Raw genomic sequence first — 26,470 nt, 5'->3', positions numbered from 1 at the left:
CCTCCTCCTACTCGATTAATTTTTATCGGTATTTCTAAAGATTAACTCATTTTTTAATGACCAAGCTCGAGTTACTTACCATACCTTCGACCCTGTCGGTGATGTGAACCAGTCCGTTTGAAGTGTACCGCCAGACTCTGCCCACGTGGTTAGATGTTCATATGCTTCACAAGTATCAATACGTTCGTATGGGGGAGACCATTGGCCTGGGATATCTAGAGCCCATGGGTGGCCAGTCGTGTTTTGATAGTATTCACCTTCACTTGTTACTGTATCATCATCACCAGCACCGAATATTGCGGTATCTGCTACATCTGTATTTGGATAGTTCATCAAGTGAATCTCTCTACCTCTCGCGTTGGCTTTGTAAATGAACGGGTTAAAATCCGTATTGCTTAGCGCAGGAATTGAACCATCAATCACCAGCGAGACACTGTAATCGATTAAGCTTCGTGCATCACCCGACTCTGTGTTGTAAAAGCTATAAGTGCTTGTACTTGGCAGCATCGCCGCGACACTATCAATCACAACAAATACCAACTCGCCTGAGTGACCGGCCTCTGGTGTTAACGCTACGGTAGAGCCGTTGTATGTTTTGGTCAGTGAAGTGACATCCGTGTCTTCAAGCCCTGCTAACGAAATAGCGAAACCATTGTCTTCAGCCGCTCCACGAGCAATAGCTTGGCCGTAGTAATCAAAACGAGTTATTTGGTTATTCGCGTTTGTATAAACACCTAATGCGTAGTGGCTAACAAAGTCATTCAGATCGTAGTCACCCTCATTTGGCCATAAATCTTCGTAGGCTAATGTGTACCATCCACTGGTTGGTGTTCGGCTATAGAAAGCGATTGTCGGATCGTTTGGTGCGTAGTCGTTTGCATCTGATACACCATCACCGTCACTATCCCCAATTGAAGGCCATGCAATCTCAGCGATTTCACTGATCAGTCCATTCTGGTCAATAGCGATGACCTGAACCTTCCAAAGTTCTCCAACTTCAGTTTCACTGGCCGGCAACGTGGCATTACTGTTGTCATTTTTTCCGACAAACTCATCATCCACATAGAACCCTTGACCTACATCGACAAACCAACGGTAGCTATAAGTTACAGAATCACCGTCTGGGTCTTCCGGTGTTGGACCGGTTACTGTCACAACCAAGTCGTCATTATCACCGAGTCCAGTGCTGCGACTTAGAGTTGGTGTAGAAGGAGGGGTATTAGCAATGGTGACATAAGTAACACTGATAAGGCTGTAATCCAGCGTGGTTAGCCAACCGTCGTTATTCACATCAATATCTAGGTCGACATTCACAAGACTGTCGTCAAGTGAAGCGATAGGGAGGTCAAAAACGGTTGTCGACCAGTTATTGTTGGTACCTTGTAAGAACCCGGGAGTAAGTAAAGAACCGTCAACAGCGATACTGTCGTATTCTCCGTTTTCTCCGTGGTGTGCTTCTGAATCAACATCATAAGCGTAAATAGTGAGTGTCGCTGCGGTAATCTGTGCGCCATCAGGGACCGTTAAATTATGTTGCCAAGAGTAGTCTTCGTTTGCTCGGCTGTAGATGTCGAAACCATAACCAGAAGGCGCGATGTAATGTGGTGAGGTACTACTTGCATCGATCTTTTGAGTCACTGTTATTGAGCCATCACCGTTAGTGGTTGTTGTGTTTTCTGTTGCAGCTGCAAACGTCTGTTGCGAGAAAGAACACATAGCGACTGAACCCATCACCATTAGAGATTTTTTAATATTTTTCATGGCAGCTATCCTTAGTCAGAATCCAGAACAATGTCGCAAGAAACTAGCAAATCAGTAGTGACGTTATCTAGGTCAACAGTACTTCTACACTCTTGACCACGCACCTGAGCAACGATTTCCAATCCTTCCCAGTTGGTTGGAATGCTAAAGTCACTCACTAATTCACCATCGCGGTTCGACATACCAGAGTAGAAGGCTTGAGAATCTGTTTGGTCTGAGGTCACGCTGTATAGTTTGATGATGTGGGAACCGCGAATTGGAGCCGGCTCACCGTCTTTGTATGAAAAACTACTGACGACAATGACGCTCATTGTTCGCGAAGCCGTTCCACGCCACTCAAAACTGTCCGGTACAGCAATATCAACAAAAGTCGTATTGGCAGCTGTTGCGGCAGGACTCGCAGCGCTGTCAGTTGAGCCGCTTGCTCCACCTCCGCCACCAGAACTGCCGGACCCGCCACCACCACCGCCGCAGGCGATGAGAGACATTGATGTGACCGATGTTAAGAGGAGTGTTTTTAATTTCATCATCATAATCTTCCGTAATTAATTGAGGCCGTGTAAAACTTAAAGAGCAATGACTGTGCCAGTTTTTATGTTGTTGATAAAAAAGGAAAAATTTGATTTTTTTGATGTGGTTTAAAATTAATTGTATATCAGCATCTCAATTAGAGAATCAATCTGACGATAACGAATAAATGACGGCCTGATAATGAGATTTGATAGGGAATTGGATTCAGTTTTCACGAATGCTGAGTGAGGAAAGTTGAATCTGTAATAAGAGACATTTGACTGGTATTTCTCTTGTTCAATAGGTGGTGGGTATCGGTTTTTACATCAACACAAACAGAATGAAAAGAATGTTAATTCTTAATAAATGTCAGAAGCGCTTTAATTAATATTAAATCGCAGGTTTCGACCTTGATTGGGCAGAGCTAGATGGTAGCGTTAGTTCACCCAAAACAAATAGCACAAGAGAAGCCAAACCAAAAAGCGATGATCAGGCCTGTCTATTCCATGGCAAGTTTAGAGTTAAACCTTGGCTATGTTTAAAGGTGAGTGAGTTTACGTGACTGACTCACCTTGTCGTTATTTCATCTTGTTACTCGTCGAACTTATATTTGACTGAATTATTGGTTAAACTTCGCGCCACTCTTTTCTATGTATAGCTTGGCATTAGAATAACCAAGCAAACACCTTTTTGATGACCTTTTTATTTATGAACACCTCGCCGAAATGAACGCCAGTAGCCCTGAAAAAATCATCTTAGACGCTTCGGGTATCGAGATGATTAACAACACACTCATTGATTCGAACTTGGACAAGCGGGTGACTTTGTCTCCCTCAGAAGCCTTGATTCTTGAGTTCCTAGTGAAGAACAGCCCCAAAGCTGTGGGTCGTGACTTCTTGCTTGAGCATTGTTGGCCGGGCAGGGTGGTGACGGGCAGTTCGCTTAATGTTGCAGTTAAGAACATTCGTACAGCATTAGGTTCGCTTCAGTGTGATTGCAAAATCTTAACGGTGCAAAAGGAAGGGTACAGTTTTAGCAGACCTCAACAGCTTGGTGGCTACCTATCAACACCCACCTCGGCTATTCAAGTTGAAGTACCTCAATATGAATCGCCTCGAGTTGAAGCGCTTAAAGAACCCTTAGTATCAAAGAGCTCGAGTACTGAGCGTGGTGACAATGAACGTGAGTCAGCCTTAACGAAGCAACCAGACTCGTATAAACAGCGTCAGGTGCAGCATTTTGTCGCGCGTCATCGATCTCGTATCTCAGGAATATTAGTCAGCGGATTTCTTCTCATGCTTTTTTATCAGTTTGCTTTTTTTATGGATAAGACGAGCTATCGCGGTATGGATGTTTATCACGACAGTTTGAATTTTGATCAAGAGCTCTTAACCGAGTTGAATACTGTGTCAGAGCTCGGTGTTGAGTCACTCTACCTACATCGCATTGGCGTTGGATGTCAGAACATTCAAGCCGTTGCTTTGACTAACGGGCGCTGGAAAGAGATGAGCCATCAGTTTAAATCGCTCTCTTGTGATGACGACAATGACGATGAGCGAGGATAGCCGATATGAATCGTAAGTTTTGGATGCCTATCTTGTTGACGCTTTTTGTGATTCTAAATGTAGGCTTAATTTCTGGGCTCGCAACCAAAAGTACTTATAAATTCACCGCAGAATACCCGATGATAGGCTGGGAGAAAATCTCACTTCGATTGGAAAATGGTCGAGTTAAAATGCAGTACATTGGTTACGACATGGATGGGAATGTCGTCCAAACCAAGCAAATGTTTGGTGTGTTCTTACGCTGGGGGAATCACTACTACCTTTATCAATTGGACCAAGAGCAGGCCCAAGATAAACAGACATTCAATATCAAGCACTTATACATTCAACAAACCCAAGGTAAGCGCAGTGTGTTGGTATCGAATCAGCGCGGCCTTTATGTAACGAAAAAAGGCGCGCCATTAGAACTTAAAGGCATCATGCATGGCGATCGTTTACGTTAATACAGAGGCTTAACGCGAATAGAAAACCTTTGGTTAGCTTTTACCGAGGACGTTCAGCTTAGTCTTGATAAAGTCACTGTGGTCGACGTAGAGCAGTTCTGCTGTTTTACGGATCACAGAATCTTCGATAGGGTCAATTTCCCCGTCGGCATGCGCTACTTCCCACATCGCTTTGATTAAGTCGATTCGCACTGGCTGAGATAGGTCTCTGAGTTGCGATGTAAAGTCATACAGCGATACTGATTGCTCTACTTTCGGCTCTGCTTGCGCGAGCAGTACCTTTGCTTGTTCTTCATCTAAATCCAGCAAACGCTGCAGAAGCTGTAGCTTAGCGACTCTTTCTGATTCATTGATCTGATGGTCGGCACCCGCGACTTCACACAACAAACTCGCAATGGCGACATTAGGTGATGTGCCTTGGTTTTTGCTTAGGTCCTGGCCTTCAATCAATTGTTTAAACATTGATGTGAGAGAATTGAACATAACGAGCTCCAGTTAAAATTTGTATCGAGTTCCGTAACGCTGATAGCTATCAACTATAAACATAAGCATAAGCATAAGCATAAGCATAAGCATAACTATTGGGTCTACAGAGTGTGATCGCAAGCGTCTTTACTAAAAACTGACATTACGGATACGCGAGCGATAAGGAGCATTTTATCAATCGGGCTCTGGGAAACGGGTAATTTTACCGTCGCCACTGAGTGTCGTGATCGATTGCGGTTTCCCATCAGTGTCTAGCCTCAATTCTCCAATCGCACTGCGGTTTGAAAGGCGATAGAAGGTCTGATTATCAGGGCTTCGCTTTTCGATCTTCAAGCGTTTACGCTTAGTGAAGTAGTTCAAAACTGAGCGAGGGCTGTATAACAGGCGGTCCCATACATCGCAGAATTTAAGCAGCGGAGCAGGGAACTGATTTTTAATACCACTGCAGGTGATTTGATAGATGTTCGGGCTGTTGCGACGATACCTAAGCTTGATGTCATAAGCGAAGGAGTAGTGAACATCGCCAGAAAGTACCACGAAGTTGGTCGGTGTTTTGGTATGGGTAAAGATGCTAATCAGCGTATTAGCACTGCCCGGATGTGCCATCCAGTTTTCAGCGTCAATCACTAATGGCTTGCCGATTGTGGTCGCCATCTTTTGCAGTGTTTCAATAAACTTCACGCCAAACATCGGTGCAGCAGAAACGATCACCACTTTATCTTGATTCATTAACTGATGTTGAAACTCAATCAAGGCTTCCCAGTCCATTAAACCTGAAGGCTTGTTCATGCGTGACTCTGAACGCCAACGACGCGTACGAGTATCCAACACAATGACTTTGGGTGAGGTATCTATTGTGTAATGCCACTCTTCAAAGCGACTCAGCATCTCAATAAAGGCTTGATGCTTGTCTGGCTCGATGTTGCCAATAGAGTGAGTAGTCGCTGCATTGCCGGCTTCATTATGAGTTTGTTTACTAATGCGCGGTTGTTTAGTAATGAGCGGTTGAGCGACAAAAAGCTGTTTTGCTTGCTCGATGAACGTTTCGTCGAAGCTCTCCGGTTTGTTACCCCAACCTTGACACATCCAGTAAGCCGCAAGGCCGTTACCAATGACTTGGGTCGCGAACTGGTTTTGGTCGACGGCATGCTCCCAACCCACGGTAAGGTTCCAATCATCCGTCACATCGTGATCATCGAAGATCATGTACGTTGGAATATGCGCGAACAGACGTTGCACTTGCGGTAAGCCAGCAATGAAATCATCCATGATGACGCTTTCATCACGCCATTGTTGCTGCTCAGTCGGTGTTAATTGGCGTCCACCTTGAGTGAAGTTATTCTCAATTAAACGCTCTCGATTGACGCATTGCCACAGTGTCGGAGACCAAACCAATAAGTACATCGCGATAAACTCAGACAGCGTGACCAAGTGGTTTTCACAATCGGTAGAGCTAAAAATCGGCACGCCACGGTTCGGGAATAACTTATCGATCATCGATTCTGAAGCTGTGTGGTGCGGCAAATAGTGATGACGCTGGTATAAGTGGTATTCACTGTTATACAGAGCGTCACTGTTGTTGATTTGTTTAATTTGCGAGTCAGTCGGTAAGCTTTCGCCTACAAGGCCAAGCAGGTGAATCACTTGTTGAATAGCATCAAGTGTTGGGCCTGCCACATGGTCGGCGTAGATCTGATCGCCGCTCATCATCAGCATGTCGGGTCTTTCAGCGACGGTTTGATCGGCCATCTTGTTATCGGCTGCAACTAGGCTGTCTTTGCTTGGATGATGCGGGTTGCGGCAAGAGCCATGAAGAATGTAATCAGCTGAGGTCGATATCTTAAACTCAACGCGAGATTTACCGTTGTAAACAAGGTGAGGGGCGAGCTCTTTTAGTGAACCTGACTCTGTGTGAATGTCATATTCAAGCAGCGTATTAGTCGGAAACTCACCTTGTAAGCGAATTAGCGTTATCCACGCATGTGTACCGATTTGAATCGAATCATGTTCTTCAAGCGATGAGGTATAAAACGGCTGGTCTTGTGCTGCTTCAGAATCGTCTATTTCTTGAGTATGAAGCTCGGCTCTGCCTGTAAGAGGCGAGCTGGTGGCTAACCAAAGTACCACTTCAGTCGCGGTGGTTTTTCTTAAAATGGGTCCGGCGAGTAACAGGGGAAGAGATGATGTCGTAGAGGGTTTCAATACGGTACCTAAAATCGTTGGTGGCTAGTCGTCGTGGTGTTCTTTTGTTTCGATCTTATTTGTGTCTGGCTTTGTGGTTTCAAGCGTTGATGCTTCAAGTTCTACTGAGTCAGATTCTGTTGTTTTAAACTCTGCAATCTCAGGCTCTGCAATCTCAGGCTCTGCCATTTCAGATTCTGTTGATTCAAGAACTTCGATAACTTCTGAGCTAGAAAGTTCATGGCCCATTAGAAATATTGCCAAAAGGGCATCGGCTTTGGTCTTGGTATCGGAAGGCTCGTCTAATAACAGTTCGAGCTTTTCTCGAATCATAGCAATCTCGTGCTCAACAAAGCCACGGCCTTCTTCATCCCCTTGATTGTCTTCAGGGGCATTATCGAATTCAAGAAATAGCATGTCACCGTCTAGGTTGGTATCCACCAAACGCTCAGGCAACCACGCCTCACCCATAACAATATCTGGATCGGAATCTTTGGGTAAGTGATCTATAATGTTTTGTAATTCGGAGACTTTCACAATACTTTCATTTAACCGAGAATATTCTACATTGTAACGGTCAATGCCGAGCAAACCTAAAAATAGTTAGCCGTCATGGTTAATAAATGTCTAATCAGTAACACAATATTTTTTCAAAGAGTAATTACACAAGAATGAAGCTCAAATATTTACCGACTCTTCCTTCATCTGGATTGGTTTTACTAGGTAGCGCTTTCCTAAGTGGCATTTTCGTAAGTGCTAATGCGTGGGCCGCTGAAGAGCAAGAGTGGGGCATCGCTGCAATGTTCCGTACAGCAAGCATCCCTTATGACACGTCTGGTGGCGACCAATCGGTTAGCTCATTCGTACCGATGCTGTTTTTCAAGAACGATTATGTGTTTATTGACGGTACTGAGATGGGGGCATACCTCTATCAAACTGACGATGAGAAGTGGTCTTTCAATGCTATCTCTCGCATGCGCTTTATTGATATTCCTGCATCTGAGCAGAACGCGATTGAAGGCGATACGGCGGACTTTGGTGCTCAACTGACCTACCAACTTGATGATTCTTGGTCTGTCGAGACGGAGTTAATGAGCGACAGTGAATACAACTTCCACGGTAACTTACGAGCTAAAGCCAAGTATGAAACTGGAGATTGGGAGTTTTACCCGAGCGCGACGCTGCGTTATAAAAGTGCTGATTTCAACAGTGAGTATTACTCCGCATCTAATGAAACCATTGGTGCTGGTGTTGACTTAAATGTTGGTGTTGAAACGCGTTACCATGTGGTTTCTAACTTGTACTTATTGGGTTCAACCAGTGTGACTCGATTGGACGATAACGCTTACGATTCTTCGATTGTTGAAGACCGTTATCAGGGGGAATTGTACCTTGGCTTTGGTTTCTTTAACGACAAAGAGAAAGCGCCAAAACCTAAACTGAGCAATGCGCCGTACTTACGTGTCGCACACGGCTGGGGAACGCCATCCAATATTGGCGACATCATGAAGTTCAATCGAGAGAAAGACGAATACAACAACCAGTTGACCTCGTTCTTCTATGGACACCCGTTAACCGATGAGATCTTCGGTTTGCCACTGGATATCTATTTAACCCCAGGTATTGCGCACCACTGGAGTTCAGACGTTCAATCGAGCAGCACCGAATACATTATCGCAATCAAGGCGTACTACACCTTTGATTGGCCAACTCAGTGGCGTGTTGGTGTGGCAGAAGGTATGTCTTACATCGATTCGATTACCTATATCGAAGGCTCTGAGATGGACCGTAAAGGTTACACCGCAAGCCATCTATTGAACTACTTAGACTTCTCATTCGATGTCAACGTTGGCGACTTGATTGGTAAGAATGACTTGAACAACTTATGGTTCGGTTATTCATTGCATCATCGTTCTGCGATCTTTGAAAAATCCTCTCAGTATGGTCGTATCAAAGGCGGCAGTAACTACAACACGGTCTACTTCCAATATGAGTTTTAAGCGCAGTTTTTAACGTTAGCTTTAAACCAGAGTTGACTAAGTACGAATTACATTTGACCGCGCTTTCATAGCTCCTGCGAGTGTTAGCGAGATTAATCAGCCTGATAGCTAAAGGTTTTCCCTTTGCTGTCAGGCTTTTTTGTTTGAGACTTGTGATATAATCGCGCGAGTTTAATAAGTACAAGAATAGGACACGCTTTGACTTCGTCTCCGGAAAAAGCAGATAACAACAAGAATGCAGCACAGCCAAGTTCTTCACAGAGCAAAGCGAAACCAAACCAAGCTGCATCGAAAAAATCTGCTGAACAATCAGCGAAAAACAACAAATCATCTCAGAATAGCCCAGCCTCTCTTCGTAAAGCGCTCAACGAATGTATGATGCGCGATCGCTTCCGTTTGAGTAAGCGAATTGCTGGTGCGAGTAAAATTAAGAACGAACAAGCTAAGCACGCTGTCTTTGATGAGATTGCGTTAGACATTGCTAAGTCAATGATGACGGCAACTCAGCGCGCGGCACAGAAACCAACGATTGAATACCCAGAAATTCTCCCGGTTAGCCAAAAGCGCGAAGACATCGCGAAAGCCATCGCTGAAAACCAAGTGGTTATCGTGGCGGGTGAAACGGGTTCGGGTAAAACCACTCAGCTACCAAAAATCTGTTCTGAGCTTGGCCGCGGCCGCTTTGGCTTAATTGGTCACACTCAGCCCCGTCGTCTTGCGGCGCGTTCGGTTGCGAACCGTATTGCTGAAGAGATGGAAACACAGCTGGGTGAGTTCGTTGGTTATAAGGTTCGATTCAACGACCAGATTTCTGACAATACCCAAATCAAACTGATGACCGACGGTATTCTACTGGCGGAGATTCAACACGACCGTTTCTTAAATCAGTACGACACCATCATTATCGATGAAGCGCACGAACGTAGCCTGAACATCGATTTCATCATGGGTTACCTGAAAGAGTTACTGCCAAAGCGTCCTGATCTGAAAGTGATCATCACGTCGGCAACCATCGATCCAGAGCGTTTCTCTAAGCACTTTAACAATGCACCGATCATTGAAGTGTCTGGTCGTACTTACCCAGTTGATACGCGTTACCGCCCATTAGGTGGTGATGAAAGTGATTCAGACCGCGACCAAATCGAAGGCATCTTTGAAGCCGTTGATGAGCTGTGTGATGAAGGCCTTGGCGATATCTTGATCTTCATGAACGGTGAGCGAGAAATTCGTGATACCGCAGATGCATTAAGTAAACGTAACCTTCGTGATACCGAAATTGTCCCGCTTTACGCGCGTCTATCGGCGGGTGAGCAGAACCGTATCTTTCAGTCTCATACTGGTCGACGCATCGTTCTGGCAACCAACGTGGCAGAAACCTCGTTAACCGTTCCGGGCATCAAGTATGTTATCGACCCGGGTACGGCGCGTATTAGCCGCTACAGCTATCGTACTAAAGTACAACGTCTACCGATTGAGCCAGTGTCTCAAGCGAGTGCAAACCAGCGTAAAGGTCGTTGTGGTCGTGTTGCAGAAGGTATCTGTATTCGTTTGTACTCTGAGGAAGATTTCGAGTCACGCCCAGAGTTTACTGACCCAGAGATTCTTCGTACTAACCTAGCATCGGTTATCCTTCAGATGACAGCGCTAGGCCTAGGCGATATTCAAGCGTTCCCATTTGTTGAAGCGCCCGATAAGCGCAACATTCAAGACGGTGTAAGGCTGCTTGAAGAGCTTGGTGCGATCGCCACCGTTGAACCGTCAGCGAACAAAAACAAGAACCACGGCGACGACAAGAAGAAGCTAACCGCGATTGGTCGTAAGCTGGCAAAACTGCCTATCGATCCACGTTTAGCGCGTATGGTAATTGAAGCGCCACGTAACCGATGCCTACACGAAGTGATGGTGATCGCGTCTGCGTTGTCGATTCAAGATCCGCGTGAGCGTCCATCAGATAAGCAACAATCGTCTGATGACAAGCACAAGCGTTTCTTCGATAAAGAGTCTGACTTCATCACGTTTGTGAACTTATGGGATTACATCAAGCAGCAGCAAAAAGCATTGTCGAGTAACCAGTTCCGCAAACAGTGTAAGCAAGATTACCTCAACTATTTACGTATCCGTGAATGGCAAGATGTGTACTTCCAAATTCACCAAGCAATGCGTGAGCTAGATACTAAGTTGAATACAGAACCGGGCAGCTACGATGGCATTCACATGTCACTGCTATCAGGTCTGCTTTCGCACATCGGTATGAAAGACCAAGAGAAGAATGAGTATCAAGGTGCACGTAATGCACGCTTCCACATCTTCCCTGCGTCTGGCCTATTTAAGAAACAGCCTAAGTGGATCATGTCTGCGGAGCTGGTAGAAACCTCAAAACTTTGGGGCCGTGTTATCGCGAAGATTCAACCTGAATGGATTGAACCGCTAGCGAAACACCTGATTAAACGCAGTTACAGCGAACCACATTGGTCGAAGAAACAAGCAGCGGTAATGGCACACGAAAAAGTGATGCTTTACGGAATCCCAATCGTACCTAAGCGCCTTGTGAACTACGGCGCGATTGATGCAACCGTCAGCCGTGAGTTGTTTGTACGTAGTGCATTAGTAGAAGGTGAGTGGGAAACCAAACACGCTTTCTTCAAGCAGAACCGTAAGCTTCTACAAGAAGTCGAAGAGCTAGAGCATAAATCGCGTCGTCGTGACATCTTGATCGACGATGATGAACTGTTCGATTTCTATGACCAGCGTGTTGGTGAAGAGGCGGTTTCTGGCCGTCACTTTGATACATGGTGGAAGAAGACCAGTCAGAAAACCCCTGAGCTGCTTAACTTTGAAAAATCGATGCTGTTCCGCGGTGATGCTAGCCACGTTACCGATCTGGATTACCCGAACTTCTGGCACCAAAACGGTATTAAGTTGAAACTGAGCTACCAATTTGAGCCGGGCGACGATAACGATGGTGTAACGGTACACATTCCGCTGCCTATCTTGAACCAGATCGACCAGAACGGTTTTGATTGGCAGATCCCGGGTCTACGTCAAGAGCTAGTAATTAGCTTGATTAAGTCGTTACCTAAAACGCTACGCCGTAACTTTGTACCTGCGCCAAACTACGCAGATGCATTCTTGGCACGTGTGACACCGCTTGAAGCACCGTTACTGGATTCTCTTGAGAAAGAGCTGCGCCGCATGACGGGTGTGGAAGTGGTACGTGATGACTGGAAGTTAGACCAGATTCCAGAGCACTTAAAGGTAACATTCCGCGCTGTAGATCATCGCAAGCGTAAGCTGAAAGAACAGAAAGATCTGCATGAGTTGAAAGAGAGCCTGAAAGACAAGGTTCAAGAAACGCTTTCTAAAGTGGCAGACGACGATATCGAGCAGCAGAACCTGCACACGTGGAGCTTTGGTGAATTACCAAAAGTCTACCAACAGAAACGTGGTGGCTACGATGTTAAAGCCTTCCCTGCGCTGGTGGATACCAAAGACAGCGTAGAGATCAAACTGTTCGAAACCGAGCAAGAGCAAATCTCGGCAATGAAATCGGGTCAGCGTCGTTTAATCTTGTTGAACGTGCCATCACCGATCAAATACTTGCACTCGAACCTGCCGAACAAATCGAAACTTGGCTTGTACTTCAACCCATACGGACAGGTACTCGATCTTATCGATGACTGTATCGCTTGTGGTATTGATAAGCTGATTGAAGAGAAGGGCGGTTTGGTTTGGGAACCAGAGCAGTTTGAAGCTCTGAAAGAACACGTACGTGCAGAGCTGGGTGATGCCGTAGTAGAGATTGCTCAACAGGTTGAAACCATCCTAACCACGGCATTCAGCATCAGTAAAAAGCTGAAAGGACGCGTGGATCTTTCTATGGCATTCGCACTTTCTGACATAAAAGCTCAAGTAGAAGGTTTGATTTTTAAGGGTTTTGCCACAGAATGTGGGTGGAAACGCTTGCCGGATATTCTACGCTATATGAGAGCGATTGAACGCCGCATGGAAAAACTGCCAATTGACCCGAACAAAGATCGTCTTCACATGATCAAAGTTGAGTCAGTAATGAATGATTACAAAGAACTGCTGAATAAAATTCCAAAAGGGATCGCGGTTCCAGAAAATGTAAAAGAGGTGCGTTGGATGATAGAAGAGCTTCGTGTAAGCTTCTTCGCACAGCAGCTCGGTACGCCTTACCCAGTATCAGATAAGCGTGTTAAAAACGCGATTGATGCTTGCTAAAGGAATAAAGCTAGACGCAATGGCAAGGTTTGGGTATAAATCTTGCTTATTGCATTACTAATTGAATAGTTATTACATACAGGGCGACTTGGTGGCAATTTATTACCACTCAAGGCCTGCCACTAGGACGAAAAAGGTCGAATATGAAAAAAACGTTATTGGCACTAGCACTACTAGGTGCATCTTCAACAGCAATGGCTGATTCTTGGTTGTACGGCGGTGTAATGGGTGGTCAAAACTCATTCGCTGGTGAAGATGAAAACGCGGTGGGCATCCACGTAGGTACAGGTATCCTTCCACTAATCGGTGTTGAAGCGGGTTACTGGGATCTAGGTTCTTTCGACAACGTTAGCTACGGCAACCGTGCTAAACAAGGTGTTGACGTAAGCACTGCTTACCTAGCGATCAAACCAAGCATCGACTTCGGTCCTCTTCACGTATACGCGAAGGGTGGTCTTCACTCATACGAAGTGAAAGGCGATAACTTCAAGCAAGACGATGTAGACGTAATGTACGCTGTAGGCGCTGAATACTTCATCTTTGGTCCACTATCTGTAGGCGCTAGCTACCAAAACTTCAAAATGAAAGATGACGACTCTGGCGTATTCACGCTAAACGCAACTATCCACCTACTGTAATTACTTGCAGTCAGTGACAGACGTACCGTTGGTCACGGATATTTGTAGAGTTCGTAAGAATTCGTAAAAAATGCCAGCTTGATAGCTGGCATTTTTGTATCTGTTAACCGTGTAATCGCTACTCTATTTTCTTATAACAGATAGCAAGCGGATGGTTATTTTTTACTGTTCAGAATACGCTGAATTCTTGGGTTAATCGCTTTACCGTGTTTACTTTCGTACTCTTCACGTTTTAAATCGTTCAGGTTCTTTACAGAGTTAGCGGCAAGAAGGAATTCTGGCAACTCCGTTTCCAGCATGCCTTTCTCATCTAAACGTTTTGCTTCCAAGTAGTACTTCTTAAACAGACCATCCAGCTTGTTTTCAGCCGTACGCTTCAAGTCATACAGTTTGTTCTGAATCAGCCATTTTTCAATTTTGTTGGCAGCGGTGCGAGACAACACACGGATACGGCTATCCAGCAACTCTTCTTCAGTTAAAGAATCTTTCAGGATCCACAGCTCACCCATTTGCGGCGGCCAGCTGTTGCCAAGCTGAATACGTTCGTGGCAGTGCATTAAAACGCGGTTAAGGCCGTCTGAATCAACAGAGTTGGCAAACTCAATGAACTTACCGCTTGGCTCACTACCGTACTGATATTCCCACTGCGTTTCGTACACGCTCAAGAAAGAGCCGAACACGTGAATACACCAATCGGTTAGTTCCAGCTCTGCAGGATCTTGATCAACAACAGGTACTTGTTGAGACGCACCAGAATCCGCAGCTTGTGCAGCCGCTACTTTCACTTCGGTACTTTGCGCTTCAATCACTTCAGGTACTAATGGACCTGTAGCGTCAGGTACAACAGGTTGAGCTGGCTCAGAAGGTTGGCTTTTTGCCTTTTTGAATGAGCTGCTGCCTGAAGCGTTCAGATGGGCTAAGCTTTTGTCTATACCCATTTCCTTGAGCTTGTCCTGCATTTCCTGAATATTGAGAGGTCTTCTGCTGTTGTTGTCTTTCATTTTGCTTCTCGTTAACTAGCCAGTACTGCAGCTTGGATTCAATCCGAGATAATGGCATTAATTCATTGGCTTTGGCTTTATACCAGAGGACAAATTTCTTCCATACTAAACTATGGTCACCGGTCAAACCGGAGAATTTAAACGCACGTTCTGCCCATGATGGTATCTCTTCTTCGTTGAGATCATGAGTAGAGACGGTGTTGCTGTTCATTGAGCCTCGACCTTGTGGGCGAGGGGCCTGCTGCATATGTTGCATTGGTGCCGGAGCAGGCTGAAACTTAGGTGCAGGTGCAGGTGCAGGTGCAGGTGCAGGTGCCGTAGAGTAGACCGGAATACTATTGGTCGGTTGAACCTCAACGTGCGCCGCAGTTTGCTCTTGCTCAATGAGCATTTTGAAAACGTGAATCTCTTTTTTATCCCGATAATCTACTTTTACCTTATCGAGAAAACCTTGGTCGACTAAACACTTAAGACAGTCGGCTAAACCAAACGTAGAGAGAGCACAAAGTTGACCTGCTGTTTGTAGGCACACATTGGTGTAGCCGAATTCGTCAGCACCGTCTGCAAGCATCAATAAAACCAGCTTTTCTGCAGGGCTAGAAGTATTCACTTGCCAAGCTAAATAAGAATATTTGGCGCTCAATATCGTGTTCTCAAAAAAGGTAAGTCGTTGTCACTATTGTAAGTCACCCCTTACCGAATTTATAGCAACTTAACAGAAAACGGCATTAGTAAGCCAAATATTGACCATAAGGAGACGTCTGCCCCATAAAGTAAGCCTACAGTCATTCATTCTTGTGGTTTAAGCTAGGAATCATTGGGCATGAATACGCATAGCAGCTTAAAGTGCCTACATTCTTTGTTAGGTTAAGAATGCCCAATTCGCGTCCACATTCTGTTGGTCACAATACAGGTCTTTTTTTAAAGTCTTCTCTTTAGGTCAACTATTGATGATTTTCTTAGCTATATCCCATTTATTCTCTTTCCATTCACAAAATGTATTTAATTTATAAAACCCCTTGATATGATCAATACTTGCGCTATTATGACGAAGCGTCACAAAATGGTTAACTACATGAATTTACTATTCGTGTTAATATATTGGATAGGAGTGTTTTAAATACTGGCGAAGCTTAGATAACGGCTAAGCTCATATACGGACTAAAAAATTATGTTTGGCTTTGGTTGTAAAGGCGATAAACAAGGTATCTTTGGTTGCAAAGGCGTGTTGTCTAAAAAGCAGCAGTCTATTGCAGACCGAGAAGTAGAGTTGATGTTGTTAGCAAAAGATCTGGTTCGAGAACAAGGGTTCGGAAACCTCACGATGGACAAGCTAACGGCAGCGAGCTCTTATTCTAAAGGTACGATATACAATCACTTTTGCAGCAAAGAAGACGTCGTTTTAGCGTTATGTATTCACTCTCTCAAGACAGAAGCAATGATGTTTGCTCGCTCTGGAGAGTTTGAAGGCAACACACGTGAAAAGATCGTCGCATTGCACGTTGCTTACCGAATCTATGCTCGCATGGAACCGGTACTATCAACCTGTGCGATCATGGCTAAAAGCCCGTGGGTACTAGAGAAAGCGTCTAGTGCACGCGTCGCCGAGATGAATGAACTGGAAGAGTTGGTGATTGAACAATGCGACTCTATGGTTAACCAAGCGGTAGAAGCGGGTGACCTAAAGTTCTCTTCTGGCGTTGGCTCAGATGCCATCGTTTTTGCTAACTGGTCAATCGCATTTGGTTCAAATGCTTTGTCACAGAATGCATCAAACAGTCATTGTATTAAGCGGTTACAAGACCCGTATTCAGTATTACACAACGCGAACATGATTCTAGACGGCCTCAATTGGCAGCCCCTTTCTAGTGACTGGGATTACCGCAAAACTTGGCGTCGTGTAGAACAAGAACTGTTCAGTGAAGAGATCGCTTACTTAGAGTCTGTAGGTCGATAGCTTCCGTTAAGCCCACATATGTGGGTTTATTAATAACCATTTTTGACGATTCGTCACAAACTTGAGGCTGACCGACTGTGGTTGCTGTTTTCTTGAGTGTTTGACTAAGCATTGTGTCTTTTGTCAGCTTCGGCTGGCTTTTTATGACACAAATATGACGAATCGTCACAAATGGAGACTGTGATGAAACATGACAGCCAGAAGCCCACGTTCGATCAGCAAAACCGAGATAACCCTAATGCCGATAGCGCAAACACAGATCTAAACAGTTGGCACTCAATACCTACCAAGCGTTCGTTTATCGTTCTGCTGGTGGTGTTTTCAATCATCATTCTCTCTGCATTAGGGGCTAAGAACCTCTACTTTAGAGGGGACTACAACATCTTCTTCGAAGGCACCAACAAGCAGTTGATGGCGTTCGATGAAATCCAAACCACCTTTGCAAAAACCGACAACCTTGCGATTGTTGTCGCACCTGAAGATGGCAATGTCTTCACCCCTGAAACTCTCACCCTGATTCAAAATCTCACGGTTGATGCGTGGCAGATCCCGTATTCAAGCCGTGTCGATTCCCTTGCTAATTATCAGCACACCGAAGCCATTGAAGATGATCTTTTGGTAGAAGACTTGCTGTATGAAGAGTACGAACACACACCAGAACGCATCGCCAAAGTAAAACAGATCGCCCTTAACGAGCCGTTGCTTAAGAATGCCTTGGTGTCGGCCTCTGGCGATGTGACGATTGTGAACGTCACCGTGCAACTGCCAGAAGTGGACAAAACCGCAGAAGTGCAAGAGGTGATTGCGGCAATCAATACCATGATCGGCAAGTACCAAGCTCAGTATCCTAATGTCGAATTCCATAAAGCGGGCATCATAGCCATGAACAACGCATTTATGACTTCGGCTCAAGAAGACAGCTCAACGCTCGTTCCCTTAATGCTGTTGGTGGTACTGGTGTTCCTGACCTTTATGCTGCGCTCGTTCTTTAGTGTGGTGGCGACGCTCATTGTGATCATCTCTTCGATTGTTGCCACCATGGGATTGTCTGGTTGGGCAGGGATGTTCTTGAGTACCGCAACCGTGAATGTGCCAACCTTGGTTTTAACTTTGGCGGTGGCTGATTGTGTTCACGTGATTGTGACCATGAGACAAGCGATGCAGCGCGGTATGGAGAAAGCACAAGCCATTCAATACAGCATCAAGCTCAATGCGATGCCGATTCTGATTACCTCGGTGACCACTGCGATTGGTTTCCTGATGATGAACATGTCGGACTCACCAGTGCTGCGTGATTTCGGTAACTTATCGGCACTGGGTGTACTTATTGCGTGCTTCTTGTCTGTGACTATGTTGCCAGCGTTGCTAAAACTGCTGCCAGTCAAACGTCTACCTGCCAACCCTAAGGCGGCAGACAAAGTCACCTTCATGGATAAGCTGGGCGATTTTGTCGTAACTAACCGTAAAGCACTGCTGCCGATTTCTACGCTAGTGATTGTTGGCGCTGCCGCGTTAATTCCGCTCAACAAAGTCAACGATGAATCGGTGAAGTATTTCGATACCTCAAGTGAATTCAGACAAGCGGCTGACTTCATGGAAGAGACCGTAAGCGGCATGACAACCCTCAGTATCGCAGTGAAAACTAACGAGTCTCAAGCGATTGCTGATCCTGTGTTCTTGCAAGCAATTGGTGACTTTACTAAGTGGCTACGTGTTCAACCAGAAACTGACCATGTGGCAACGCTTTCTGATGTTTATATGCGTTTGAACAAGAATATGCATGCCGACGACGACAGCTACTACAAGCTACCGCTGAACCGTGAACTTGCCGCGCAATATCTGCTGCTTTACGAAATGTCTCTGCCGTACGGCTTGGACTTGAACAACCAGATCAACGTCGATAAATCATCGATCAAAATGGTACTCACCGTCGATAACCTTGGCAGCGTTGAGCTAGTCGAACTCGAAGAGCGCATTTACTCATGGTTTGCAGCCAATGCACCGCAATATGAAGTGGTGGCTTCGAGCCCGTCACTGATGTTTGCTCATATTGGCGAAACCAACATGGCGAGCATGCTATCAACTTTGCCTATCACCCTAGTGCTTATCTCTGGCTTGATGATCTTTGCATTGCGCTCGGTTCGCTTAGGCATGATCAGCCTAGTGCCCAACATTGCGCCTGCGATCATTGGCTTTGGTTTATGGGCGCTTATCTCAGGTGAAATCAACCTCGGTTTGTCAGTCGTGGTCACGCTCACGTTGGGTATCGTGGTTGATGATGCGGTGCACTTCTTGAGTAAATACCAGCGCGCAAGAATCGAAGGGAAATCAGCAGAAGAAGCGGTTCGATACGCTTTCCACACCGTAGGTCGCGCTTTGTGGATCACCACTGTTGTGCTAGTGGCCGGTTTCTCTGTACTGGCGATGTCGAGCTTCAGACTCAACTCCGACATGGGCTTACTCAGCGCGATTGTGATTTTCATTGCGCTGGTGGTCGATTTCATCTTGCTGCCTAGCTTGCTGATGATCTTCGACAAACAGACCCACTATTCAGCTAAAACTCAGCACGAATCAAAGCCAGATACCAAGTCGCAGCCTAGATCGACAGCCGAACTGACTACTTCGACCAAATAAGGAAACGTCGGCCTGCTGCGGTGGGCTGACTCAAGGAGAAATTTATGAAAAGCGTTAAACAAACATTCGCTACTACATTACTTACTGTTAGCTCGTTGGCACTGAGCACATTCGCCGCTTTCCCAGTATTAGCAGACCCAGCGAAAGGCTTAGAAATTGCCGAACAACGCAAAGCCGCCGATGTCGGGTGGGGCGATTCTGTCGCAACCATGGAAATGCTACTTCGCAACAAACAGGGCGAAAGCAGTACACGTCTGATGCGATTGAAATCTTTGGAAGTCGATGACGATGGCGACAAAGGCTTAACCATTTTTGATGAACCACGCGACGTAAAAGGCACGGCTTTCCTAAACCATTCGCACATCACCAAATCCGATGACCAGTGGTTGTATCTTCCTGCACTCAAGCGTGTAAAACGCATCTCTTCACGCAACAAATCTGGCCCGTTTATGGGCAGTGAATTTGCGTATGAGGACTTAAGCTCGTTTGAACTTGAAAAGTACACCTTCAACTACATTGAAGACGCGAAACTGGAAGGCGTAGACACCTTTGTTTTAGAGCAAGTACCGACCGATAAAAACTCAGGCTACACCATGCAAAAGGTATGGCTAGACCAACAGCACTACCGCCCAATGAAAGTCGAGTTTTACGACCGCAAAGGCGCACTGCTTAAAACTCTATCGTTCCAAGATTACAAACAGTACCTAAACCAATACTGGCGCGCACACACCATGGCGATGCAAAACCATCAAACAGGCAAAAGCACCGTATTAACCACGACAGATTTAGTGTTCCAGACCGGTCTTAAAGACAAGGATTTCCAAAAGAACACACTAAAACGTGCGAAATAAGGCAGGAATATGAAAAGGATTGTGGCAACAGGAACCCAATTATCCTTAACCTTGGCGGCGACCGTCGGGCTTATGCAGGTGTCGTTGCCTTGTGTGGCGGCAGGCTTTAGTCCTGATATCGCAGGGCAGGTTAACCTTGAACATAGGCAGTTCTTTAGCGACGGCTTACAAGGGCAAGACAAAGGACAAAGCTCACTGGTGTTGCAGCCAGAGTTTTACTGGGAGCAACAAGAGGGCAACGGCAGCATTACCTTCACCCCGTTTTATCGCCTAGACAGTGAAGACGATGAACGAACTCATGGTGATATTCGCGAAGCCTTGTATTTAACCTATTGGGATGATTACGAACTGCGAGCGGGTGTTGGAAAGGTATTTTGGGGCGTAACCGAATCGGCGCATTTAGTGGATGTGGTAAACCAGACCGATGCCATTGAATCGGTCGATGGCGAATCCAAGTTAGGTCAGCCTATGGTGCACTTCACCTCGATAAAAGAGTGGGGCACCATAGACGCCATGTTACTGCCGTATTTTCGTGAGCGTACCTTCGCAGGCGAAGACGGTCGATTAAGGCCAACCGTGCCAGTATCGGACGATGCGCTTTACGAATCTTCACGAGAAGAAAAACACGTTGATGTGGCATTGCGTTACAGCCAAATGTACGGTGATTGGGATGTCGGTTTAAGCTACTTAGGCGGCACAAACCGCGACCCTTATTACCGTGTGGAAGGCAATCAACTCAAGCCATACTACGCCCAAATGCAACACTTCGGATTGGATGTTCAAGGCATTATCGGTGACTGGTTATGGAAGCTGGAAAGCATTTATCGCGACAGCTACGACAACCATACCGGCGTGGCGACAGGCTTTGAATACACTTGGGTAGGGGCGCTTGAATCGTACTGGGACATCGGCTTCATCGCTGAATACCTGTATGACAGCCGAGGCAACAATGCCCAAACCATCGGCCAAAATGATGTGTTCCTTGGCGCCCGTTTCGCTTTGAACGATGAAGACGGCACCGAAGTGCTTACTGGTATCACTCAAGACTTAGATAACAGTGATGTCTACAGTGCCAAGCTAGAGGCATCGAGCCGTATTAACAACAATCTCAAGTGGCGACTGAATGCTTGGTTGTTTGAGAACGAAACCCCAGAAGACTTGTTGTTCTTCGCACGTAAGGATGATTTTGTTGAGATGGCGTTGGAATATTATTTCTAGTGTTAGCTTTATGAGGCGTTCTTGTTAAGAGGGGCGTCTCAAATTTAAGATGAGTTATATTTAGAGTGTTCAATATCTTCTTTTTATAAAATGGATCAAACAATCGAATAAACCTACAGGTAAAATGGTTATATTTTTTCAGTATCTATAACCTCCGAATATGCATGTAAATCGTGCTGGTGGTATCGGCCTTAAGGGATTTATGAATTCATTTAATTGGGATAAAAACTTTGAAACAGGCATTGGTGTTGTAGATGAACAGCATCAATATCTTGTTGGTATTATCAACCACTACGGAAATCTGTTGTCAGAGAACACTATCTCTATCGACGACATAAACGTCGCTTTACTCGATCTCACATGCTATGCCGAATTTCACTTTAAAGAAGAAGAATCTTTGATGAGAGATTGCGGTGTGTATGAGCGACACATTGAAGAGCATATCAAAGTGCATCGTGTATTTATGCAAGATATCTACAGTATGCAAGCTTTCATCATGGAAGAAGATCAGTCGTCAGCACGGCAGTTACTTGATTTATTGATCCACTGGCTTGCTTACCACATCCTCGGCATCGACCAAAACATGGCGCGACAAATGACCGCGATAGAAGAGGGCGCGACACCTCTGCAAGCCTTTGAAGCGGAAGAAAAGCAGCAAGATTCTGCGACTGTCCCGCTGTTGGCTGCGCTTAACGGCCTGTTTGAACAAGTCTCTGAACGAAACAAACAGTTGTTACGCTTCAACCAGTTACTCGAAGATAAAGTTGAGGAACGTACGGCAGAATTAAAACGAGCGAATAAGAGACTTGAAGAACTGTCATTAACCGACTCTCTTACTAATTTGCATAACCGTCGTAGTGCTTTTAAACAGTTAGCGCTGCATTGGCAAGACTCCAAAGAACTGGGCATGCCTTTAGTGTGTATTATGATTGATGCCGACCACTTCAAGCGCATTAATGACACCAGCGGCCATGATGCAGGCGACTTGGTGCTACAAACCCTCTCGCGTGAACTGAAAAACACGTTCCGTAATGATGATATTGTTTGCCGGTTAGGTGGCGATGAGTTCTTGGTTATTTGCCCAAACACCGACCTTAAAGGTGGGATGTACATCGCGGAAACCGCTCGACAGAAAGTGTCTGAATTAGAGGTTGAAACCAGTCATCAAGTTTGGATTGGCAGTATTAGTGTCGGTGTCGCTGAAATGACCCAAGAATTCGAAACCATGAACGAATTGATTAAAGCGGCGGATGAGTCCGTCTATTTAGCAAAAAACGCAGGGAAGAACAGCGTTTGTTCTATTCAGATCTAGCCTTCAGGTCATTTCCAAATTAAGAAGTGGAACCTGTAATTGTTCCACTTCTTCCTACTCCTCATTAATATCCTGTTAAATTTGCCGTGTTTTTAGGCAATAACTTGTTCTTTTAGCGATTCAATTTGGCATTGGTTGCGTGTTTGATTACTATGTGTAGCTATCTAAAAAACTAATCATCCGATACGGACACTACCAACTGGTAGATGAGGAAATGATGCAACATCTAGAAGAGATCATTGCTAATGCAACGACTGCTATTGATACAGCAGATTCGTTAGTCGCACTTGATGAAGTGCGAGTTCAGTATTTAGGTAAGAAGGGTGAACTAACTCTTCAACTACAAAGCCTAGGTAAACTTCCACCTGAAGAGCGTCGCACTGCTGGTCAAGAGATCAACAAAGCGAAAGGTGCTGTTCAACAAGCGATCGCAGCTCGCAAAGACGCACTACAACGTGCAGAGCTTGAAGCGAAACTAGCTGAAGAAACTATCGATGTGAGCCTACCAGGTCGTCGCATTGAGAACGGTGGTCTTCACCCAGTTACTCGCACTGTTGAGCGTATCGAACAGTTCTTTGGTGAGCTTGGCTTTAGCACTGAGTCTGGCCCTGAGATCGAAGATGCATTCCACAACTTTGATGCACTAAACATCGCAGACGATCACCCAGCTCGTACTGATCACGATACTTTCTTCTTCAACCCTGATCTAATGCTACGTACGCACACTTCTGGTGTTCAAATCCGTACGATGGAAAACGGCAAACCGCCATTCCGCTTCATTGCTCCGGGTCGTGTTTACCGTAACGACTACGATCAAACTCACACGCCAATGTTCCACCAAGTGGAAGGTATGTTAGTTGATGAGAACGTAAACTTCGCACAACTTAAAGGCATTCTTAACGATTTCCTTTGTAACTTCTTTGAAGAAGAAGTTGAAGTGCGTTTCCGTCCTTCATTCTTCCCGTTCACAGAGCCTTCAGCTGAAGTTGACGTGAAACGTAAAGATGGCAAATGGCTAGAAGTTCTAGGCTGTGGCATGGTTCACCCTAACGTACTTCGCTCTGTTGGCATCGACCCTGAGAAATACTCTGGTTTTGCATTCGGTATGGGTGTAGAGCGTCTAACGATGCTTCGTTACGGCGTAAATGACCTTCGTGCGTTCTTCGAGAACGACCTTCGTTTCCTTAAACAATTCAAGTAATCCGGGGCAGTCGAAACTATGAAATTCAGTGAATCTTGGCTACGCGAGTGGGTTAAACCTGCAATTAACAGCGAAGAGCTAGCTCACCAAATCACTATGGCTGGTTTGGAAGTTGACGATGTAGAACCTGTTGCTGGTGAATTCACCGGCGTTAAAGTAGGTAAAGTGGTTGAGTGCGGTCAGCACCCAGACGCAGACAAACTACAAGTAACTAAAATTGATATCGGCGAAGAAGAGCTGTTAGACATCGTATGTGGTGCATCTAACTGTCGTCTTGGCCTAACTGTAGCAGTAGCAACAGTTGGCGCAGTACTGCCTGGTAACTTCAAAATCAAGAAAGCAAAACTACGTGGCGTTCCATCGCACGGCATGCTTTGTTCTTTCTCTGAGCTAGGTATCGACGTAGAGTCTGACGGCATCCTTGAGCTGCCAGAAGGCACAACGCTAGGTATGGACGTACGTGAGCTTCTTGAGCTTAACGACGTAACTATCGACGTAGACCTAACAGCTAACCGCGCAGACTGCTTCAGCATCCGTGGCCTTGCTCGTGAAGTTGGCGTACTAAACCGCGCAGACGTTACAGAGCCAGCAGTAGAAGCTGTTGCAACAAGCATTGAAGACACAGTATCTGTTGAAATTAAAGCAACTGATGCTTGTCCACGTTACCTTGGCCGTGTGGTTAAGAACGTAAACGTGAAAGCGGAAACACCAATCTGGATGCAAGAAAAACTGCGTCGTTGTGGTATCCGTTCAATCGACCCAGTGGTAGACATCACAAACTACGTGATGCTAGAGCAAGGCCAACCTATGCACGCATTTGATCTAGCTAAGATCGAAGGTGGCATCGTGGTTCGTCTAGCAGAGCAGGGCGAAAAACTAACACTTCTAGATGGCAACGAAGCTGAACTAAACAGCAACACGCTTGTTATCGCTGACCACAACAAAGCACTAGCAATCGCTGGTATCTTTGGTGGTGAAGAGTCTGGTGTAACAACTGAAACTACAGACGTACTTCTAGAAGCAGCATTCTTCGCACCTGATCACATCCGTGGTCGCGCACGTGCTTACGGCCTACACACAGATTCTTCTCTACGTTTCGAACGTGGTGTTGATTCAACACTACAAGCAGCAGCAATGGAGCGTGCAACACAGCTTCTAGTTGAAATCTGCGGTGGTGAAGTTGCGCCAGTAAACGGCAGCGAATCTGAAGCTGATCTTCCTAAAGCAAACGTAGTTGCTCTACGTCGCGCTAAGCTAGACAGCCTACTAGGTCACGAAATCCCATCTACAGACGTAGTGGAAATTCTTACTCGCCTAGGTTGTAACGTTGAAACGACTGACGCTGGTTGGACGGCAACGTCTCCATCTTGGCGTTTTGATATCGCAATCGAGCAAGACCTAATTGAAGAAGTAGGTCGTATCTACGGTTACGATAACATTCCAAACCAAGCGCCTAAAGCGGCACTTAAAATGAATGACCACAAAGAAGCTAACCAACCGCTTAAGCGCGTTCGTGACCTTCTTGTAGACCGTGGCTACCACGAAGCAATCACATACAGCTTCGTAGAACCAGAGCAGCAAAAACTTGTTGTACCTGGTGTTGAGCCGCTAATCCTGCCATTCCCAATCTCTGCGGATATGTCAGCAATGCGTCTTGGCCTAATCCAAGGTCTTCTAAACACAGTTGTTCACAACCAGAAGCGTCAACAGTCTCGCGTTCGTCTATTCGAATCAGGCCTACGTTTCATCCCTGAAGCAACGGCTGAAAACGGCATGCGCCAAGAAATGATGCTTGCGGGCGTTATCTCTGGTACTCGTGGCGAAGAGCACTGGGACATTGCAACTAACACTGTAGATTTCTTCGATCTTAAAGGTGATCTAGAAGCCGTTCTTGAGCTTTCTGCAAACGAAATCGCATACAGCTTCAAAGCTGCGAAGCACCCAGCACTTCACCCAGGTCAAACTGCGGCTATCGTAGTAGACGGCAAAGAAGTGGGTATCATTGGTACTGTTCACCCAGAACTAGAGCGTAAGTTTGGTCTTAACGGCCGCACTATCGTATTCGAAATCGAATGGGCAGCTATCAACACTCGCGTGCTTCCAGAAGCAGTAGCTGTATCTAAGTTCCCTGCAAACCGTCGTGATATCGCCGTTGTTGTTGACGAAGCAGTTGCTTCTGGCGACATCGTAGAAGCGTGTATCGCAGCTGGTGGTGAATTCCTAACAGGCGCTAAACTGTTCGACGTATACGTTGGTCAAGGCGTTGAAGAAGGTAAGAAGAGCCTAGCTATCGCACTTAGCCTACAGTCTGTAGAGCGCACACTTGAAGATGCAGACATCGCTGGTTCAGTAGATGCTATCGTAGCTTCAATCTCAGAGAAATTCGGCGCAGCACTTCGCGACTAATCTCTTCTGATAGATAGAAAACCAAAGGCCTCGCAATTGCGAGGCCTTTTTTGTTGGTGCGCCG

Annotated in this window: 19 protein-coding genes; 12 read left to right on the top strand and 7 right to left on the bottom strand. The window is 45.7% G+C overall.

Annotation, left to right across the window (positions count from 1 at the left end; all coding sequences use genetic code 11):
• Positions 1-75: 75 nt before the first annotated feature.
• Together AB4507_RS17315 and AB4507_RS17310 are read right to left on the bottom strand one after the other, a co-directional pair.
• On the bottom strand, positions 76-1,761 hold the full coding sequence (locus AB4507_RS17315) for an LruC domain-containing protein (RefSeq protein ID WP_372183023.1): 1,686 nt from the start codon (positions 1,759-1,761) through the stop codon (positions 76-78).
• Between the two features lie 11 nt (positions 1,762-1,772).
• Positions 1,773-2,294, bottom strand: coding sequence for a hypothetical protein (locus AB4507_RS17310; RefSeq protein ID WP_016784558.1), 522 nt, complete (start codon positions 2,292-2,294; stop codon positions 1,773-1,775).
• Positions 2,295-3,131: 837 nt separating this feature from the next.
• On the opposite strand from AB4507_RS17310, the gene AB4507_RS17305 reads away from it, so the two are divergent.
• Positions 3,132-3,836 carry a helix-turn-helix domain-containing protein gene (locus AB4507_RS17305; RefSeq protein ID WP_372090690.1) on the top strand — a complete coding sequence of 235 codons (705 nt, stop codon included), beginning with the start codon at positions 3,132-3,134 and terminating at the stop codon, positions 3,834-3,836.
• 5 nt (positions 3,837-3,841) lie between these two features.
• Positions 3,842-4,279, top strand: coding sequence for a hypothetical protein (locus tag AB4507_RS17300; RefSeq protein ID WP_050621982.1), 438 nt, complete (start codon positions 3,842-3,844; stop codon positions 4,277-4,279).
• Between the two features lie 33 nt (positions 4,280-4,312).
• Here AB4507_RS17300 and AB4507_RS17295 read toward each other — a convergent pair whose 3' ends face one another.
• From AB4507_RS17295 to AB4507_RS17285, 3 genes are all read right to left on the bottom strand, one after another.
• Positions 4,313-4,762 carry a TerB family tellurite resistance protein gene (locus AB4507_RS17295; RefSeq protein ID WP_102394440.1) on the bottom strand — a complete coding sequence of 150 codons (450 nt, stop codon included), beginning with the start codon at positions 4,760-4,762 and terminating at the stop codon, positions 4,313-4,315.
• Between the two features lie 177 nt (positions 4,763-4,939).
• On the bottom strand, positions 4,940-6,967 hold the full coding sequence (locus AB4507_RS17290; RefSeq protein ID WP_372051705.1) for an alkaline phosphatase family protein: 2,028 nt from the start codon (positions 6,965-6,967) through the stop codon (positions 4,940-4,942).
• 24 nt (positions 6,968-6,991) lie between these two features.
• Positions 6,992-7,537: a hypothetical protein gene (locus tag AB4507_RS17285; protein ID WP_372183022.1), complete on the bottom strand. Its 546-nt coding sequence runs from the start codon at positions 7,535-7,537 to the stop codon at positions 6,992-6,994.
• An 80-nt stretch (positions 7,538-7,617) separates the two neighbouring features.
• Between AB4507_RS17285 and AB4507_RS17280 the strand changes: the two genes are divergently transcribed.
• The 3 genes from AB4507_RS17280 to AB4507_RS17270 all read left to right on the top strand — a co-directional run bounded on the left by AB4507_RS17280 (position 7,618) and on the right by AB4507_RS17270 (position 13,826).
• Complete coding sequence (locus AB4507_RS17280; protein ID WP_017070881.1) at positions 7,618-8,946, top strand: MipA/OmpV family protein; 1,329 nt, start codon at positions 7,618-7,620, stop codon at positions 8,944-8,946.
• Between the two features lie 198 nt (positions 8,947-9,144).
• Positions 9,145-13,188, top strand: a complete 4,044-nt coding sequence (gene hrpA / locus AB4507_RS17275) for an ATP-dependent RNA helicase HrpA (RefSeq protein WP_372183021.1) — start codon at positions 9,145-9,147, stop codon at positions 13,186-13,188.
• A gap of 143 nt (positions 13,189-13,331) precedes the next feature.
• Positions 13,332-13,826, top strand: coding sequence for an outer membrane beta-barrel protein (locus tag AB4507_RS17270; protein ID WP_017070879.1), 495 nt, complete (start codon positions 13,332-13,334; stop codon positions 13,824-13,826).
• A 155-nt stretch (positions 13,827-13,981) separates the two neighbouring features.
• On the opposite strand, the gene AB4507_RS17265 is transcribed toward AB4507_RS17270, so the two are convergent.
• Complete coding sequence (locus AB4507_RS17265) at positions 13,982-14,764, bottom strand: hypothetical protein (RefSeq protein ID WP_017067728.1); 783 nt, start codon at positions 14,762-14,764, stop codon at positions 13,982-13,984.
• Positions 14,685-15,470: a hypothetical protein gene (locus AB4507_RS17260; RefSeq protein WP_136982501.1), complete on the bottom strand. Its 786-nt coding sequence runs from the start codon at positions 15,468-15,470 to the stop codon at positions 14,685-14,687. Before AB4507_RS17260 ends, AB4507_RS17265 begins: the two co-directional genes overlap by 80 nt.
• A gap of 528 nt (positions 15,471-15,998) precedes the next feature.
• Here AB4507_RS17260 and AB4507_RS17255 point away from each other — a divergent pair.
• The 7 genes from AB4507_RS17255 to pheT all read left to right on the top strand — a co-directional run bounded on the left by AB4507_RS17255 (position 15,999) and on the right by pheT (position 26,406).
• The gene (locus AB4507_RS17255) at positions 15,999-16,784 is read left to right on the top strand and encodes a TetR/AcrR family transcriptional regulator (protein ID WP_004741595.1); all 786 of its coding nucleotides are present in this window, start codon (positions 15,999-16,001) and stop codon (positions 16,782-16,784) included.
• Positions 16,785-16,955: 171 nt separating this feature from the next.
• The gene (locus AB4507_RS17250; protein WP_241823402.1) at positions 16,956-19,418 is read left to right on the top strand and encodes an RND family transporter; all 2,463 of its coding nucleotides are present in this window, start codon (positions 16,956-16,958) and stop codon (positions 19,416-19,418) included.
• Positions 19,419-19,462: 44 nt separating this feature from the next.
• The gene (locus AB4507_RS17245) at positions 19,463-20,269 is read left to right on the top strand and encodes an outer membrane lipoprotein-sorting protein (RefSeq protein ID WP_372183020.1); all 807 of its coding nucleotides are present in this window, start codon (positions 19,463-19,465) and stop codon (positions 20,267-20,269) included.
• 9 nt (positions 20,270-20,278) lie between these two features.
• Entirely contained in the window at positions 20,279-21,487 is a 1,209-nt protein-coding gene (locus AB4507_RS17240) for a hypothetical protein (RefSeq protein WP_017060449.1), read from the top strand.
• Positions 21,488-21,689: 202 nt separating this feature from the next.
• A complete protein-coding gene (locus AB4507_RS17235) occupies positions 21,690-22,799 on the top strand; it encodes a GGDEF domain-containing protein (RefSeq protein WP_029235308.1) in 1,110 nt (369 codons plus the stop codon).
• Positions 22,800-23,016: 217 nt separating this feature from the next.
• Complete coding sequence (pheS, locus tag AB4507_RS17230; RefSeq protein WP_004734764.1) at positions 23,017-24,000, top strand: phenylalanine--tRNA ligase subunit alpha; 984 nt, start codon at positions 23,017-23,019, stop codon at positions 23,998-24,000.
• 18 nt (positions 24,001-24,018) lie between these two features.
• Positions 24,019-26,406 carry a phenylalanine--tRNA ligase subunit beta gene (pheT, locus tag AB4507_RS17225; RefSeq protein WP_372183019.1) on the top strand — a complete coding sequence of 796 codons (2,388 nt, stop codon included), beginning with the start codon at positions 24,019-24,021 and terminating at the stop codon, positions 26,404-26,406.
• Positions 26,407-26,470: the final 64 nt, after the last annotated feature.

Source organism: Vibrio sp. 10N.222.54.A3 (assembly GCF_041474095.1).
Classification (GTDB): domain Bacteria; phylum Pseudomonadota; class Gammaproteobacteria; order Enterobacterales; family Vibrionaceae; genus Vibrio; species Vibrio crassostreae_C.
The sequence above is the reverse complement of the archived record's forward strand: the minus strand, read 5'-3'. Positions and strand labels throughout refer to the sequence as shown.

Coding starts and splice junctions, on each gene's coding strand:
- AB4507_RS17315 (WP_372183023.1), bottom strand. CDS start 1,761: ATGAAAAATATTAAAAAATCTCTAATGGTGATGGGTTCAGTCGCTATG.
- AB4507_RS17310 (WP_016784558.1), bottom strand. CDS start 2,294: ATGATGATGAAATTAAAAACACTCCTCTTAACATCGGTCACATCAATG.
- AB4507_RS17300 (WP_050621982.1), top strand. CDS start 3,842: ATGAATCGTAAGTTTTGGATGCCTATCTTGTTGACGCTTTTTGTGATT.
- AB4507_RS17295 (WP_102394440.1), bottom strand. CDS start 4,762: ATGTTCAATTCTCTCACATCAATGTTTAAACAATTGATTGAAGGCCAG.
- AB4507_RS17280 (WP_017070881.1), top strand. CDS start 7,618: ATGAAGCTCAAATATTTACCGACTCTTCCTTCATCTGGATTGGTTTTA.
- AB4507_RS17270 (WP_017070879.1), top strand. CDS start 13,332: ATGAAAAAAACGTTATTGGCACTAGCACTACTAGGTGCATCTTCAACA.
- AB4507_RS17265 (WP_017067728.1), bottom strand. CDS start 14,764: ATGGGTATAGACAAAAGCTTAGCCCATCTGAACGCTTCAGGCAGCAGC.
- AB4507_RS17255 (WP_004741595.1), top strand. CDS start 15,999: ATGTTTGGCTTTGGTTGTAAAGGCGATAAACAAGGTATCTTTGGTTGC.
- AB4507_RS17250 (WP_241823402.1), top strand. CDS start 16,956: ATGGAGACTGTGATGAAACATGACAGCCAGAAGCCCACGTTCGATCAG.
- AB4507_RS17245 (WP_372183020.1), top strand. CDS start 19,463: ATGAAAAGCGTTAAACAAACATTCGCTACTACATTACTTACTGTTAGC.
- AB4507_RS17240 (WP_017060449.1), top strand. CDS start 20,279: ATGAAAAGGATTGTGGCAACAGGAACCCAATTATCCTTAACCTTGGCG.
- AB4507_RS17235 (WP_029235308.1), top strand. CDS start 21,690: ATGAATTCATTTAATTGGGATAAAAACTTTGAAACAGGCATTGGTGTT.
- pheS (WP_004734764.1), top strand. CDS start 23,017: ATGCAACATCTAGAAGAGATCATTGCTAATGCAACGACTGCTATTGAT.
- pheT (WP_372183019.1), top strand. CDS start 24,019: ATGAAATTCAGTGAATCTTGGCTACGCGAGTGGGTTAAACCTGCAATT.